Genomic DNA, 16,329 nt, shown 5'->3' with positions numbered 1-16,329 from the left:
AGTTTCACAAAGTATGACACAGCGTTTCACAGAAATAAATGAACTTTCGGGGCAAATTTTGAAACATGCTTTTGAAATTCATACAGCCCTTGGACCTGGGCTTTTAGAAAGTGCATACAAAGAATGTTTGGCATATAGACTTAACAAAGATGGTTTATTTGTTGAAAAGGAAAAACCAATGCCCTTGATTTTTGAAGAAATCAAACTTGATCAAGGTTACAGGTTAGATTTGCTCGTAAACGATAAAATTGTAGTTGAACTTAAAACTGTGGACTGCTTCACAGATGTACATATTGCACAAACTCTAACTTACATGAGATTAGGAGGATTCCATTTGGGATTATTAATAAATTTTAAAGTAAAAAGCCTCAAAGATGGCATAAAAAGGTTAATTCTATAAAAATAAAAACTCAGAGGTACTCTGTGTAAAACTTAGCGTGCCTCCGTGATACAAAAAAAGCAAGATGAAAAAACACATTTTAGTAGTGCCAGGAGATGGCATCGGACAAGAAGTTACCGTAGTTGGTAAAAAAGCTTTAGAAAAAATCGCTGCCAAATTTGGCCATGATTTTACTTATGATGAGGCTCTAATGGGTCATGTGGCCATAGAAGCTACTGGTGATCCATTACCAGCAGAATCATTAGAAAAGATGCGTGCCTCTGATGCCATTTTATTTGGTGCAGTTGGCCATGCCAAATACGACAACGACCCACATGCAAAGGTTCGTCCAGAGCAAGGACTTTTAAAAATGCGTAAAGAGCTAGGTTTATTTGCCAATTTACGACCAATAAAACTATTTGACGAACTTCTAGGTGCCTCAAGCATTAAACCTGAAATCTTGAAAGGAGCAGATATTCTTTTCTTTAGAGAGTTAACGGGTGATGTTTACTTTGGAGAAAGAGGTCGTTTGAACGAAGGAAAAACTGCCTACGACACCATGATTTATAGTAAATATGAAGTTGAAAGAATCGCTCGTAAGGCTTTTGATGCAGCTATGACACGTGGTAAAAAACTAATGTCGGTTGACAAAGCCAATGTATTGGAATCAAGCAGACTTTGGAGAGAAACCGTTCTCGAGGTAGCACAAGATTATCCTGAAGTTGAGTTAGAACACCAATTTATTGATGCTGCAGCTATGCTTTTAATAAAAGACCCAAAACGCTTTGATGTAGTGGTGACAGGAAATATCTTCGGTGATATATTGACCGATGAGGCCTCTCAAATAGCCGGCTCTATGGGAATGCTTGCCTCAGCTTCTGTTGGTGAAAGCACGGGCGTTTATGAGCCTATTCATGGCTCTGGTCATGACATTGCTGGTAAAGGAGTTGCCAATCCAATGGCCTCTGTTCTATCTGCAGCCTTGTTGTTAGGCATTTCCTTTGGCCTAAAAGCCGAATCCGAAGCCCTTATTAATGCCATTGATGGTGTTTTGAAAGCTGGGTGGAGAACCCGTGACATTGCAGACAAAACCACCCCTGCCGATAAAATATTAGGTACGGATGCAATTGGAAAAGAAATATTAGACAGAATTTAATATTCTTTCTGAAACACCAAAAAGCCACTTCAGATTACTTTGAGGTGGCTTTTTGAATATATGATTAAACTAAAGTCAAATAGTGGTTTGATAAAAATCACAATCGGCATTTAAAATACATTCGTCACATTTGGGATTTGTAGGACGACAAATCTCACGCCCAAGAAAGGAAATCGGCATTCCAACCGCCCACATATCCTCTGTGAGTTGAGTCATTATTTGTTTCTCAATTTTGATTCCATCCTTTAATTCAGTTACTAAACCCAATCTCGGTGCAACTCTAATCACATGTAAATCTACAATTACCCCTTCCGATTTGCCGCCAGATTCACGTAATATTACATTCGCAGACTTCCGTCCAATACCCTTAAGAGCAACCAACTCATCCAAAGTCTTGGGGATATTATTATCCTCCTTTATAATTTGTGCTATTTCCAGAAGCCATGAAGCCTTAGTGTTGAACTTTCTTACTTTAGAAATAAATGGAATAAGGGAGTCCATATCTGCTTTTGAAAGACTCGCCATATCAGGAAAAGCCTCAAATAAAGCAGGAGAAATCTTGTTGATATTAGCATCGGAATCCTGAGCGGACAATACCACCATAACCAACAGTTGATAGAGATTCTGGTATTCTAAAGGGTGCCTTTTGTTGCGATATAACGCTAGCAAAGGCTTAAGAATCTTATTCCAATCTTTCATTATAAATAAATTTTCGTTTTTAAAGTTCGAAAATTAAGCTTTTCAAAATTACTTTTCAAAATTTGCTAAGAAACTAATCAATCTATTCCTTAATACTTCCAATAATAACCACTTTGATTATCCTTTCTTAAACCAAAATTGACTTTCATTTTATTGAACTTGTAGCTCGGATATTTCTCCCGAACAAGCTGCTCAAAATCAATAAACTTCTCTAAAGACAGCATATAATTTGTGGGTTCTTTCTCCAAATCGACCAGAAAGACACTTGCCCAATCGATAATTTCGGGATTCTGTATTGCCATTATTTCAGAAGCCAAAGAATCAAAAGCCCTATCAAAATGCTCAAAAGTTGGCTCATTCAATGTTTTTAATATAGCAACTTCACGCTCCCAATTTTCAAAGATTCTGTTTAATTGCTGAGATGCAAGAGAATTAATGACTTCAAATTTTCCTTTTGCTAAATCAACTTTTACTTCCAAATTTATGCTATCCTTGATATAAACAAAGAAATTGGCCTTTTGATCAAACGATATGCAATGGATTCCTAAAAGCTTAGATTCTAAAACCAAGCTTTTACCTTTTACAACTTCAAATTTAGCTGAATCCAGAACTACCTCATCTTTCTTTAACTTTACAGATATACTAATGGGTGTATCATTTGCAAAAAAAAGCCTGATTTCACTCGCAAAAGTGGAGTTAGCTATTAGTAAAAAGCAGAAAAAACAACTTATAAAGGAAAATTTAGCAATCATCTAATTTATAAATTCTTTCATAAAATAAAGAAAGTAAATATCGTGAATAAAAATTGCGTGTCGAAAATATAATTCTAATAAAGCCATTTTAAACCGAGATGAAGAATTATAATGAGGTGGATTATAAATTATTGCGTTTAAGTCCATCAAAGACAAAAATGCCAATTTGCCATTGCTTTAGCATTTACGCAGCCGAAGTAACAGGAGATAAAACTTAATTGGAATCATTCATTCTTTTAATAGAGCCTAATATTATGGGAAAGGTCAATCAACTCCATTTCCGAAATTATCTGTTGCTTTATCATATATTCTAACTCTGTTCCGTATAGTAAAAATATCATAAATTTAAAATTATTCGGCACAGTACAACCAATTGTAATTCCGTATTAATCCAAATTGCCAAAAGAGAATTAAGGCGAAAAATAAATGAGCCTAAATTTAATCCTGAAATATAAAGAAACAAAAAACCCCGAAAAAAACTTCGGGGTTTTTGTGTTTACCTTTTAACCAATAATCTATTCAATTATCTTATCTGACGCTGGTTTATTAGATTCACTGCCAGCATATCCCAAGTTTTGATTTATTTGGCCCAAGCTATTTGCCAAAATTGCTGCTCTAGGAATCGGCCACAATACATGGTATGGACTTATTGTGTAGCTATCTCCTCTAATGTTTTTTACTTTGTTATAAAAGTTGTTTTTCTCTACAACTCTGTCAAAAAAGAAATTAGCAGTTGAAAAGTTTTGTAAAGAATAAGTTTTGCCATTATAACTTCTACCTGACTTAGCCATTTGATAGGCAATTCTGGTTAATTCGGTTTTACGTGGCTCTTCATAATACAATTCTCTTCCCCTTTCATCGAGTATGGTACCGATGTCTATTATTTTGTTTTCAGGGTAAGGGCTGCAATTTGCTCTAGTTCTAACGGCATTAAGGTCGGCAATAGCCAAGGCATTATTTCCCTTAAACCAATGAGCTTCTGCTCTTAAAAGATAGGTCTCGGCTAAGCGATATACGTACCAGTCTGAATTTCCACCTTGAAACGGTATTCGGATCTGGTCTTCTACATATAATTTATAGTGAGGCCAGTTATACCAATTCCTAATTGTATCACCATTACTTATCAATAATTTGCCAGTAGCGTCTCTTAGCTGTAGAGGTTTTCCATAAAAAGGAGATACACCTTTAATAGCCGTATTATTATATACCAAATCTTCCATCCTCATCCAATTTCCGGATTTTGTGTCATGACGAAAATCTTTGTCATCATCCCAAACTCCATACTGTGAATAATTAGTGGCCCTGCACCTTCCAATTCCACGGCCGTATCTGGTTCCCATATCAAATTCCACCTGACCCGGTACCAACCCGGACCTTCCATCAGGAGTTAGAATTGCACTATTTGAGAAAAATGGTACAGCCTGACGCATAGAGGTAGTTCCTGTAGTAGATGCACTAGTTAAACCAAAACGATCTGTTACTGAAAACAAAACTTCTGTATTGGCTGCTATAAATTTATTTGCAGGTCTATGCAAATCCCATGTAACATTTTTGGTAGAATTACCTGCATCAACTCCAAACCTTCCTGTTACTAGTTTATAAGTACCGCTATTTATTACTTGGTCAGCAATTGCTATGGCTTCGTCATAAAGACCTAAAGCCAAGTTAACCTTTGTAAGTAAATGACCAATTGAAGCCTTATTTACATCGCCTTTGTCACCAGCAAATGGTACATTTTTAAATGCAAAATCAAGGTCTTCTTTAATTTTAGCTAAAATAGCATCCCTCTTTACAGTTTGAAAATCAAGTTTAGGGCTCGTAATTTCTTTAAAAGAAGTGGGTACATCCCCAAATTGATTAACCAATCTATAATAGTGATAAGAACGATAGAAGTAGGCCTTTCCAAGTAATTGATTTTTAACCTCGTCTTTCAAGGAAGCAACCGTCGGAACTTTATCAATTATGGTATTCGCCAATCGAATACCCAACCAATGTCTCTCCCAGTACCAACCAATCCTATTAAAATCTGCACTATTAAGATTGGCATCTGGTGTAATCAACACGTTCAAATCAACCGCAGGGCCAAATTTATCGGTGGTGCCTTCAACAGCCATTTCTGAAAAAAGCAACTCTGTAATGATTGGTGAACCGTCACCATACCATTCATCTTTGAGATTAGCAGAACAGGAAGCCAATGCCGATTTAAAACCAGCTTCATTTATAAAAGTATTTTCTGGTGTAAATAAAGATAGGGGCTGCGGAGTAAGCCAACTGTCTTTACAACTTGTACTTACTGCCAGAATTAATGCAGCAGCTATGGTTATTTTTCTATTTTTAAATATATTTTTCATAAAAAATCAATTTAGAATGTGATGTTTAGACCAAGAGTTGAAGTACGTGGCATTAAATTTTGATAAAATGCATCGTTAGTTTCTGTATTTGCTCTTGATTCAGGATCAAAATAATCCCATGGCGTAAATACGGCTAGGTTGGATACATTCACATAAAACTTCATACTTTCAAATTTGATTTTATTGGCCATAGCCTTAGGGAGGGTGTATGCCAAACTAATATTATTCAATCTAACAAAGGAAGATTTTCTCCAAACCGTATATGCAACAGCTCCCCCTGCCGCTGACATCATTTTAGCATAGTCATTTATTGGATTTTCTGGAGTCCAATAAGGTCTTTTATAAAATTGAGAACGGTCGTAGAACAAATCCACATTTTTAGCCTCATTGTATGCTGTATTTTGCCCAATACGGCCATATAACGAGAATGAAAAATCGAAATTTTTGTATACATTAAACTCATTTCTTAGGTTAAATGAAAACAAAGGATTTTGGTGACCTAAAAATTGTCTATCATCTATAGTGTATTTACCATCTTTATTTAAATCTTCAAGTTTGAAGTCACCTGGCGTAAACCCATATGTTTTAGCTAAATCTCTCTCAGACTCCTGCCAAACACCCAAAACTTTGTAGTCCCATATTTGATTGATAGGTTTACCAATAAACCACCCGTTTGCTCTATCGTCTTGGTCTATCATCGATACATTTCCACTTGCATCTTTTACTGGTACAGCTCCATACAGTTTCAAGATTTTGTTATTATTGGTCCAGAAACTTACATTCGAACGCCATACAAAATTTTTCTTCTTGTAGTTTTCAGTGTTTATCGCTACTTCGAGTCCGTTGTTTCCAACAGAGCCTAGATTTGAAATAACACTAGCAAATCCTGTAACATTAGGGAGTGAACGGAACAACAACAAATCGTTTGTTTCTCTGATGTAGTAGTCAACTGAACCCGATATCTTGCTGTTTAAAATTCCAAAATCTAAACCAAAATTGTATGAGCTATTTTTCTCCCATTTCAGGTTAGGGTTAGGCATATTGGTGGTTCTAACTGTACCCGTGTTAAAAGTAGCTCCACCTGGTGTAGTGTAGCTATAAACTCCAGTAGAAAGAGCAGAAAGAGATGCAAACCTATTAGCAGAGCCATCGCCATTTAAGATTTCGCGGTTACCATTTACCCCATAAGAAATTCGAAGTTTTCCATAATCTAAGTATTTTTGAAGCCCTTTAAAGATTTTCTCGTCAGTAAACTGCCATCCAACAGCTAAAGATGGGAACATAGCCCGTTGATTGGCAGCTCCAAAGCCCGAGTATCCATCTCTACGCAATGTGGCAGTTAGGAAATATCTTGAACTAAAATTATAATTTATTCTACCCATTAAAGCATCTCCCGTAAAATAGGTATCGTTGCTGGTTATAGAAGGAAACAAAGTTGCAGCACCCACATTATGGTAAAGTAAGTTGTCACTTGGTGAATAATTTTCAGCATTGATTACATTTTGCCAAATCTGAGCTTTTTCAGCGTTCACCAAAAATGTAGCATCAAAATTGTGTTTCCCAAATGATTTATTCCACCTTAAAATATTATCAAGCTGCCATTGAAATGAGGTGCTATTTTCTCTTCTAGATATACCACGACGGTTTGTTATTCCCGGCTTATTTGCCGAAATATGATCCAAATAATTCAGGAACTCGAATCTTGGAGTATAGTTAATCTGGTATGAAAAACCATAGCCTAAATCTCCTTTTATGAAAATAGAACTAAATAAGTTGTTAACTCTTCTATCTCTAGAATTAAAAACTTGGTCAAGAAATGGATTGGTGTTATTACCAACGTCGTCATTGGTACTTTGACGCAATGTAACGCCATCATCTTGATATAGTTGACCAAAAGGCGTAGTACGAATAGCATTGCCCAAGTCAATTGGAATACTACTTTCATCACGATTTGCAAATTGTAGGTTTAGGCCTACAGAAAGAAATTTGGTGATTTTATTCTCTAAGTTTACCCTTGCTCTGAAGGTTTTAAATACATCTCCAACCGAAAGTCCCTCGTTAGTTAAATATCCTAAAGACATATAATAATTAGTACTTGGTGTGCTGCCTGAGATACCAACAGTATGGTCTTGTTGTATCGCATTGTCATTTATCAAAATATCCTCCCAGTCAGTTACTCTACCTGCTTTGTAGTTAGCTATTTCGACAGGTAAAAGCTTAATTCTATTTAGCCAAACATCGACTGGATCCCCTTTGTCACTCCCTAACCATTGTGCCATACTTACATCTGAAGGAAGATTGCGAGGGTCATAAAAAGTATGTCTTTTAGCAGGATCGTGCCCATTCATGCTCCAAAGCACATCTCCACGCCATTTCAAAAAATCTTCTCCATTTAAAATATGGTTGAATTTTCCAACCTTATTCATAGCAAAATTGGAATTAAGTGTGATTTGAGGTTTTCCAGATTTCCCTTTTTTGGTGGTTACCAAAATTACACCATTTGCAGATCTTGCACCAAACACCGCAGCTGAGCTTGCATCTTTCAGAACGTCAACTGTTTCGATATCATTTGGGTTTATATCGTTTAATGAACCCGGATATATAACCCCATCAACTACAATCAAAGGAGAAGTAGCGGCAGTTAATGAGGCACGACCCCTAATAAGAAAACTACCCCCACCTCTTGGAGAGGCGTTATTAGATACATCTAATCCTGGAGTATTACCACGTAGCATATCTTGAACTGTCCTTGGGTTTTCGTTTTCCATTTTAGTGGCTTTTATTTGACCAACAGCTCCAGTTAAATCACTTTTTTTCATGGTTCCATACCCTACTACAACTACCTCATTGAGGCTCTGACTGTCTTCAGCTAGGCTAACGTTGATTTGGTTTCTAGTTCCGACTACCTCTTCTTTATTAATATAGCCTATAGAAGAGAATACCAAAACTGCATTTTTTGAGGAAATATTTATGGAATAATTTCCACTCCCATCAGTAACTGTACCTTGTGAGGTACCTTTTACTTTCACACTAACTCCTGGCAAGCCTTCACCCGATGGGTCTGACACTTTACCTGTCAATTGCCCTGTTTGAGCTGTTACTATCTGCATGCACAGAAACAACGCAGATAACAAAAGATAAATTTTCTTCATATTTTAAGAATTGATTAAGTGATTGAGTGCATATTGCTATCCACTCAGAATTGTTTAGAAATTGATAAAAATTATATTAATTGAATAGAATACATTTTAAATACTAAGTTAAAAATTCGACAACTACTTAATTTTAAACTGATTAGTTCCATACGGCACCCTTTGTGGCCGCCCCAACATAGCATTTGCCTTTTCGCTATTGGTAAATCTTTCAGCCTTTGGGTCCCATTTTAATTTACCTGGCAGTTTCATTGCGATATGACTAATCAAACAAATTGAGCAAATACGATGTGCAATTTCCACCGGAGATAATACAGGAGTCTTTTTTTGAATTCCTTCTAGCCAGTTTAAATGATGTTCCTCACTTATCTGAAGTTTAATTTCACTATCTTTTATTACGGAACTCAATATTTTTGGATCACTTGCATCTAAAGCCTTCGAGCTTTTAGCTGCAGCAACTGGGTCAGATGCCGATGCAACATAATTACCTCTAGAAACAAAAATCCATCCTTCTGAGCCTTCAAAACGAATTCCATTTGGATAGCCACCACTTGTATACATCGAGACACCATTTGCATATTCAGCCTTTACCATAAAATCACCATGTACATTCCATAATCCAGATTTTGGAAACTCGGCTATCGCTTCTACAGATATAGGGCCTGTATATTCGGTGTCCATACCCCATGATGCTATATCATAGTGATGCTGTCCCCAACCAGTAATCATACCAGAACCAAACTGCTCAATTCTTAACCATCCCGGTCGACCATATCCTATTTGTGGATGAACTCCTATTTCAGTGTAAGGCACATAAGGTGTGGAGCCTAACCAAGCATCATAATTTAAATTTTTAGGAATAGGCATTTCGGGTGCAGATGGACCAGATGGGTCACCTGGCAATCCTACTTTTACGGTGTGAAGCTTTCCTATTCTTCCGTTTCGGACTAACTCAGCCGCTATCCTAAATTGTGATGTAGAACGTTGTTGAGTTCCTACTTAAAAAACAACTCCTTTTTTCTTAACTATTTGACAAAGCTGCCTGCCTTCCGATATGGTTAAAGAAGTAGGTTTTTGAAGATATATGTGCTTGCCTGCTAATGCGGCTTCCATTGCAGGTTGAGCATGCCAATGGTCAGGAGTGCTTATCATTACTGCGTCAATATCTTTATTTAGGAGCATTTCACGGTAATCGTCATACATCTTGGTATCCATGTAATTGTTATTACCTGTCTTTTGCTCATAATATCCATCAATAAGCCTTTTGGCATCCTCTAACCTATTTTTATCTACATCACAAGCTGCAATGATTCTTGCTGAATCATGCTTTAAGGTTTCAGCCAAGTCATGTTCACGAGCTATTCTGCCACATCCAATTTGACCTATGTTTATTTTATTCGAAGGTGCGTTTTTTCCAAATACGGAAGAGGGAACAATGGTTGGCAAACCAATTGACGCTGCTACTCCTGTGAGTGTTTGTCCAATAAATTTTCTACGTTTCATATTTTATTTTACAATGAATGTTTTACTAGCTCTACCAAATTTATTGAAAGCCCTAACTTTTATCAGGCCATTAACTTTTATAGGGTTTGTATATTCTTTAGAATTTATGCCTGGTTCAGAACCATCCTCAGTGTAGCGGATAGTCAAGCCAGGAAAAGCTATGTTTGCCTTCAAAATACCATCTTCAAGCACTGCTCCGGGTGGGGCAATGCGGTAATTATAGCCACCAAATAAAAAGTCAAGACGAGGGAATTCTCTCTGACCAATTTGATTTGAAATATCTGCCCAGCCCGCCCATATTGCTTTTACACGTTTCGATATATTACTTTCATTTTCCCATACAGGAGCATTAGACCACGATTTTTCTGCAAAAGCAAACAATTTAGGAGCAAGATAATATTCAAGCATTTTCGGACCTTTAATAGTTTCAGACCACAACTGGGCTTGCATACCTACAATATTTTTTTGAGCTTCAACCTTCAAGTGCTGACGTGCCATATTGGCATCCATTTTTTGAGATTTACGTCCGAAAATCTCTTCTTTTTCTGTCAGTCTGCTGTATTTATCAAAATTTATGGATTTAAAAACATCAAAAGGCGTCATTACATATGGGTCTATTGCGTCTTGATAGCCTGCCCAAACCAGGCCAGGTTCAGTAGGGTCAGAATTGTAGGAAAGATCGAAATATAGATTGGTTGCATTGCACAATACTACCTTGTAACCGGCATTGGCAATTCGATAACCAAGATCAATGTTTTTTCCGGTATTGTCCCAAACCAATGGCAATACCTTTTTATCTTTAAATTTTGGATTGACCTGAATATTATTTTGACTGTCTTTATTCAATACGATTTCTTCCCAACCAGCTACTTCCAGATCGTATTTTTCAAAAATTGCCAACGCTTTTTCAAGGAAATATCCTTGCAGTTGACGGGCATCTTTAATTTCAGGTAGCGTTTTCATCAACTCGATACAAAGAGGTGATTTTGCCCAAGCCCCGTTGGGTACTTCGTCTCCACCTGTATTGAAAGTGGTTAACTTCAAACCAGCCTCTTGATACATGGCTACAATATCTTTTACCACTGTTTCGTAGAAATGATACACCGAAGGGAGAGCTACGCAAACAATATTATCCTTATACATCTGTGCTGATAAGTAAACCGATTTGTCGTTGGGGTCAATCAATCGAAATTCTTTTGCTTTCTCGGTTTCGCCTTTGGCCATATAATAATCGTATCGAGCTTCCATGGCTTTGATTGCAGCACGGGCATGACCGGGCATTGAAATTTCAGGAATTACTTGGATATGCCTTTGGTCAGCATATTTAATTATATCTTTAAATTCCTCTCGTGAGTAAAAACCTTTACCGTAATTATTTTCAGAATCGGGGTAAGGGCCAGAGCCGTAAGATGGGGTAAGCCAATTTTTAGAATCAATGGTATGACCACGTTTACTGCCTATCTGTGTCAATTCTGGAAGACCATTTATCTCCAAACGCCAACCTTCGTCTTCAGATAGATGGAGATTTAGTTTGTTAATTTTATACATAGCCAAAAGATCAATAAGTCTTAATACATCATCTTTTTTGGCAAAATTTCGAGATACATCAAGCAAAAAGCTCCGAAAACTAAATCTGGGTGCATCCAAAATTTCCACGCTTTCAACTTTGATTTGAGCACTATTTATTGCTGGCACGAGAGCTGAAAGGCTTTGGATACCATAAAAAACACCCGCCGCATCATTTCCCGTAATTACTACTCCCTTCTCTTCAGCCACACTTAGCGAATAGGCTTCTGCCGAAACATCATTGACCTTTAATGGGGCTGTTTTAATAGTAATAGAATTGGCTTCTGTTCCATTTCCTTCTTTTATCTTCAATTTTGTACCCAAATATTTTTCCATCAATGACACCAAATATTCAGCCTCTTTTTTGAGAACATTACTATAATATATGGTTGTGGATTTATCTAATATAACACCGCCTTTTCCTGATTTTATAGAATAAGGACTCGGTATTATTTTACCAATCTTGTCAGAAGGAAGAACAGGAATATTTTGATTTATCAGGTATTGATTAGCTGCATTAGGTATAGTGGCAACAAATGCAGAGTCGGAGAAAATATTTGAATAATCTGTTATTGGAGCAATATTTAAATCTTTGGTGATGATTTTTGAATCATCATAAACAATATAAGCACCTTGTGGAGCGTATTTTTCATTAAATAGAATACCCGCAGCCTCGTACTCAAAAAAAAGTGAGTCACCTTGACTAAGGGTAAAACTACTATCAGGTACATACCGGTATAAATCACCGTTAAGATGTTCAATTTTCCCCTTAGTCAAATTATCTGGTTGAATAGGTTTTAAGAAACTTTGGTTGAAATACAAAGACCATTTCCCAGTTTTAATGGTTTCAGTTCCACTATTAATAAAAGTGAAGGCAGATTTGTTAGTTCCTGATTCAATCTCAGGATTTTTGATTAATTGCCATTTTATAGTTAGTTTTTCAAGCTCATTTGTATTTTTCAAATTTGAACTAGAACAACCTATATTTAAGACTATCAGACAAAAACTTGATATAAAATAGGCGATATATGTAAAATTATTCCTTTGCATATTATTATTTTAAATGATTTAAATTTGGTCCTGTTTTACTTTGATTTATACAGTTCAAATTGTTCAGCAATTTTTGCCGATGCCACATCTCCAGTATGTACTAATACACGGTATTTTAACTGAATCGTTTGCCCTTTTTTTAAGGTTGTTTCTTTATCGTTTTCAGGCCAATACAGCGGTGTTGGCGAAAAGAATCCATAATCACGAGTGAACCACGGCGAAGGATACCACATATTAGAAGGGTGTTGCATAATTGCCATTCCTTCAATTTTATCGCCCCGTTTACCGTAGAAATCCATCCAAGGTGATTTTTTACCTAAAGTTTCTTTTTCTCCTTTATCGCCATTGGCATTAATCATGGTGCCTCCATTTGTTACAGCAAGGTCTGCATCCATTCGACCGCTAAAAAGTGAATGGTTTGTTTTCTTAATTGTTACGTCCATGAGCATTTCAAGAGTAATATCAAAATCCATTTGAAAAAGCTCTTTTGAAGGGGCAGTTATGGTGATTTTACGCAAATCTTTTATTGGCGAACTCGCATTTGGTCTTCGCCAGATACACTCATTTTCAATAATAACTTTAGTGCTATCAGAGGGGAGAATATCAGCTCGCAATGAAATAATTTGCCCACGTTCTAATGCATCTTGCCAATAATTGCCACCATTTACAAAATCGCAAGCAAAAAATAATGAACTATGGTGCGGATAATTGCCGTTTCTCATAGAAGTAACACTGCCATTTGAAGGTCCGTTTACAGGAAAAAAGAAAGGGTATTTTTCATCTTCAGAGAATACATAACTTGTGAAAAGATTTTGGCCAATATTTACATCAATTTTTGAATTTTGTTTTGTGGCTGAAACCCTAATTTGAGCAGCACCATTTGGGCCAAATATGGTAATCAATAATATTGAAATAATTATTTTTATTTTCTTCATTTTAAAGTTAAATTTTGAATATTAGAATATAATTTAAGTGCAATTATATATTATGAGATGAAATAATCTTATCTTTTTGAATTAGGTTTAAAGTAACATTATGCCTCAACCTAAACCATATTTTTTAAGAATTAAAAGAATTTATTAAATTTTTTTAAGAATAATCAATAAATTTGTATCGAAATTGTTTTCGCAATCACTTTCGATAGATAACATAATTTTAAAAAAAAGACAGAATTGTCCTTATGTCCTAATTATTTGCTTGAAAGCATGCTTTTAAAATAATAATTACTTTAAGTTTCAAATATTAAAATAGTACAAAAATGGAATGTCCCAATTGTAAGCTAAATGAAGATTTAGAATTTACACGAAAAGTAGTAAAAGCTGGAATAGTAAGAGGTGCTCAAAGATATTATTGCAATCACTGCAAAACCCATTTTAGTGAAAAGAGAAAATTAAAAATTGAAAATAAAAACTCACATCAAATAACAATTTTGGATATAGCAAAGCACTTAGGAATAGCTCCATCAACAGTTTCAAAGGCTTTAAATAATAAATCAGATATAAACGTTGAAACTAAAAATCTGATAGTTAAACTAGCCACTGATTTAAATTATAAACCAAATCATTTTGCTAAAAGCCTTAGTCGTGGAAATTCAAATACAATCGGAGTAATAATCCCCAATATAGAGAGACCATTTTTTGCAGCAGTGTTGGCCGGCATACAATCTGTAGCCAGTAAAGCTGGATATAGCGTGATAATTTGCCAAAGCGACGAAAGTCATCAAACTGAAATTCTGAATATACAAACACTTATGGCGAGTCGTGTAGACGGACTTTTGATTAGTCATACAAAAGAAACTTCGTCTTTTGAACATTTAAAAATACATCGAAATAAAGGAGTTCCAATAGTCCATTTTGATAGAATTAGTAACGAAATGGACAGTTCAAAAATAACACACCAAAATAAAGAAGGAAGTTTTCAATTGGTAGAACATTTGATTGAAAATGGATGTAAGCGAATTGCGATCCTGGCTGGCCCTAAAGAATTACTAATAAGTAACGACAGACTTGATGGTTATATAGCTGCATTAAATAAATACGCAATACCAATTGACAATGATTTAATATACAATTCTAACTTTCAAAAAGATGAAACCACTAAAGTTCTAGACTTTTGGTTGTCTTTAGAAAACCCACCTGATGCAATTTTTACGGTATTTTATTTAAACGCTATTGAAATGATGGTCGAAGCAAAAAAAAGAAACATTAAAATACCTGAAGATATTGCTTTTGTGGGATTTGGCGATGATTTAATTGCCGAATTATTTGAGCCATCATTAACTGTTTTTCACCTTTTCCCATTTAAAATGGGTGAAAAAGCTGCTAATGTTTTAATTGAGAATATAATAAACAATGAACATTCTAAATCCAAAACTTTAGAAATTACGGGAAAACTAATAGTCAGAAAATCTTCATTAAAATCTTAATTTAGGGATAATGGATTAGTAGAAAAAGTAAGAAAAGCCTTTACTGAAAAATTTAAAAAAAAAGATATCAATCATATCATTCAAAACATGGTCTATATGGAATCTGGAAAGACCTTATACAAAAAAACCAAATATACTGTTGAGTTATTGTAATAAATAACTGGCATCTAAATTGAATACTTAAAAAAGTGTAACACCAGCTTGGTACTCGCCTAGAGATGTCCGACCCCATTTAAATAATATAGCAAAAGCGGCATAATTGGTATGGGAATCACTTCGCTTAGCAACTCTATTGAAATTCATTTAAACAAATAAATCTCACTATTTACACAATGAGGTTTGAATATAATAAAAAACTGGCGGCCACGACTAGTGATCTATCGAAACGTCGAACCGCTACTCTCCTCGAACTCGGCATCCCTGTTTGATCAAGTACAATATAAAACAAAAAAACCTCACTGTTTGCACAATGAGGTTAATTATAATAAAAAACTGGCATCTACCTACTCTCCCGGGTTTGATCCAAGTACCATCGGCGGTGCGGGGCTTAACTGCTCTGTTCGAAATGGGAAGAGGTGTTCACCCGCCCTATTGACACCATGAATATCTTCTGGTTGTCTTTTGGACATCTAAATTCTTTTGACATTAATGCTTATCTATTCACTCCCACCTTGCGGTATCTGAGCTGCTCCCTGAGCTTAGCCGAAGGGAGTCGATGAAACATTGTGATTGAGAAAGACTGAAAATAAAAATTTAAGAGCTCTCGGTTCATTAGTACTACTCGGCTGCATACATTACTGCACTTCCACCTGTAGCCTATCTACGTCATAATCTCTAACGTTCCTCAAGGGAAGTCTCATCTTGAGGTGGGTTTCACACTTAGATGCTTTCAGCGTTTATCCCGTCCCGACTTAGCTACTCTGCCGTGCCCTTGGCAAGACAACAGATACACCAGCGGTCAGTCCAATTCGGTCCTCTCGTACTAAAATCAGAGCCTCTCAAACTTCCTACGCCCACCACAGATAGGGACCGAACTGTCTCACGACGTTCTGAACCCAGCTCGCGTGCCACTTTAATCGGCGAACAGCCGAACCCTTGGGACCTTCTCCAGCCCCAGGATGTGACGAGCCGACATCGAGGTGCCAAACCTCCCCGTCGATATGAGCTCTTGGGGGAGATCAGCCTGTTATCCCCGGAGTACCTTTTATCCTTTGAGCGATGGCCCTTCCATGCAGAACCACCGGATCACTATATCCTACTTTCGTACCTGTTCGACTTGTTTGTCTCGCAGTCAAG

The 16,329-nt window shown here is 36.3% G+C and carries 9 protein-coding genes, 2 rRNA genes and 1 pseudogene; 3 read left to right on the top strand and 9 right to left on the bottom strand.

Features of this window, described 5'->3' with window-relative positions:
* The first annotated feature begins 13 nt into the window (after positions 1-13).
* Together EGI31_RS12135 and leuB are read left to right on the top strand one after the other, a co-directional pair.
* Entirely contained in the window at positions 14-400 is a 387-nt protein-coding gene (locus EGI31_RS12135) for a GxxExxY protein (RefSeq protein ID WP_255037500.1), read from the top strand.
* 64 nt (positions 401-464) lie between these two features.
* Positions 465-1,535 (top strand): 3-isopropylmalate dehydrogenase, encoded by a 1,071-nt coding sequence (gene leuB / locus EGI31_RS12130; RefSeq protein WP_255037499.1) that lies wholly within the window; start codon positions 465-467, stop codon positions 1,533-1,535.
* Between the two features lie 75 nt (positions 1,536-1,610).
* Here leuB and EGI31_RS12125 read toward each other — a convergent pair whose 3' ends face one another.
* From EGI31_RS12125 to EGI31_RS12095, 7 genes and pseudogenes are all read right to left on the bottom strand, one after another.
* The gene (locus tag EGI31_RS12125; protein ID WP_255037498.1) at positions 1,611-2,204 is read right to left on the bottom strand and encodes an endonuclease III domain-containing protein; all 594 of its coding nucleotides are present in this window, start codon (positions 2,202-2,204) and stop codon (positions 1,611-1,613) included.
* Positions 2,205-2,323: 119 nt separating this feature from the next.
* Entirely contained in the window at positions 2,324-2,986 is a 663-nt protein-coding gene (locus EGI31_RS12120; protein ID WP_255037497.1) for a hypothetical protein, read from the bottom strand.
* A gap of 515 nt (positions 2,987-3,501) precedes the next feature.
* Entirely contained in the window at positions 3,502-5,337 is a 1,836-nt protein-coding gene (locus EGI31_RS12115; protein WP_255037496.1) for a RagB/SusD family nutrient uptake outer membrane protein, read from the bottom strand.
* 11 nt (positions 5,338-5,348) lie between these two features.
* Positions 5,349-8,489, bottom strand: a complete 3,141-nt coding sequence (locus EGI31_RS12110) for a SusC/RagA family TonB-linked outer membrane protein (RefSeq protein WP_255037495.1) — start codon at positions 8,487-8,489, stop codon at positions 5,349-5,351.
* A 123-nt stretch (positions 8,490-8,612) separates the two neighbouring features.
* A pseudogene (locus tag EGI31_RS12105) lies at positions 8,613-9,992 on the bottom strand (Gfo/Idh/MocA family protein).
* Between the two features lie 3 nt (positions 9,993-9,995).
* The gene (locus EGI31_RS12100) at positions 9,996-12,521 is read right to left on the bottom strand and encodes a family 20 glycosylhydrolase (protein ID WP_255037494.1); all 2,526 of its coding nucleotides are present in this window, start codon (positions 12,519-12,521) and stop codon (positions 9,996-9,998) included.
* Between the two features lie 122 nt (positions 12,522-12,643).
* Positions 12,644-13,543 (bottom strand): DUF6807 domain-containing protein, encoded by a 900-nt coding sequence (locus EGI31_RS12095; protein WP_255037493.1) that lies wholly within the window; start codon positions 13,541-13,543, stop codon positions 12,644-12,646.
* A 323-nt stretch (positions 13,544-13,866) separates the two neighbouring features.
* On the opposite strand from EGI31_RS12095, the gene EGI31_RS12090 reads away from it, so the two are divergent.
* On the top strand, positions 13,867-15,033 hold the full coding sequence (locus tag EGI31_RS12090) for a LacI family DNA-binding transcriptional regulator (protein ID WP_255037492.1): 1,167 nt from the start codon (positions 13,867-13,869) through the stop codon (positions 15,031-15,033).
* A 490-nt stretch (positions 15,034-15,523) separates the two neighbouring features.
* On the opposite strand, the gene rrf is transcribed toward EGI31_RS12090, so the two are convergent.
* A 5S ribosomal RNA gene (gene rrf / locus EGI31_RS12085) occupies positions 15,524-15,635 on the bottom strand.
* A 148-nt stretch (positions 15,636-15,783) separates the two neighbouring features.
* Positions 15,784-16,329 (bottom strand): 23S ribosomal RNA (locus EGI31_RS12080); the annotation flags it as partial.

It is taken from the genome of Lacihabitans soyangensis (assembly GCF_024343775.1).
GTDB lineage: Bacteria > Bacteroidota > Bacteroidia > Cytophagales > Spirosomataceae > Leadbetterella > Leadbetterella soyangensis.
This window is presented reverse-complemented; position numbering and strand designations above follow the sequence as displayed.

What these genes read in the sequence shown, in the direction of transcription:
- EGI31_RS12095 (WP_255037493.1), bottom strand. Translation starts at nt 13,543, where the DNA reads ATGAAGAAAATAAAAATAATTATTTCAATATTATTGATTACCATATTT.
- EGI31_RS12090 (WP_255037492.1), top strand. Translation starts at nt 13,867, where the DNA reads ATGGAATGTCCCAATTGTAAGCTAAATGAAGATTTAGAATTTACACGA.
- EGI31_RS12135 (WP_255037500.1), top strand. Translation starts at nt 14, where the DNA reads ATGACACAGCGTTTCACAGAAATAAATGAACTTTCGGGGCAAATTTTG.
- EGI31_RS12110 (WP_255037495.1), bottom strand. Translation starts at nt 8,489, where the DNA reads ATGAAGAAAATTTATCTTTTGTTATCTGCGTTGTTTCTGTGCATGCAG.
- EGI31_RS12115 (WP_255037496.1), bottom strand. Translation starts at nt 5,337, where the DNA reads ATGAAAAATATATTTAAAAATAGAAAAATAACCATAGCTGCTGCATTA.
- leuB (WP_255037499.1), top strand. Translation starts at nt 465, where the DNA reads ATGAAAAAACACATTTTAGTAGTGCCAGGAGATGGCATCGGACAAGAA.
- EGI31_RS12120 (WP_255037497.1), bottom strand. Translation starts at nt 2,986, where the DNA reads ATGATTGCTAAATTTTCCTTTATAAGTTGTTTTTTCTGCTTTTTACTA.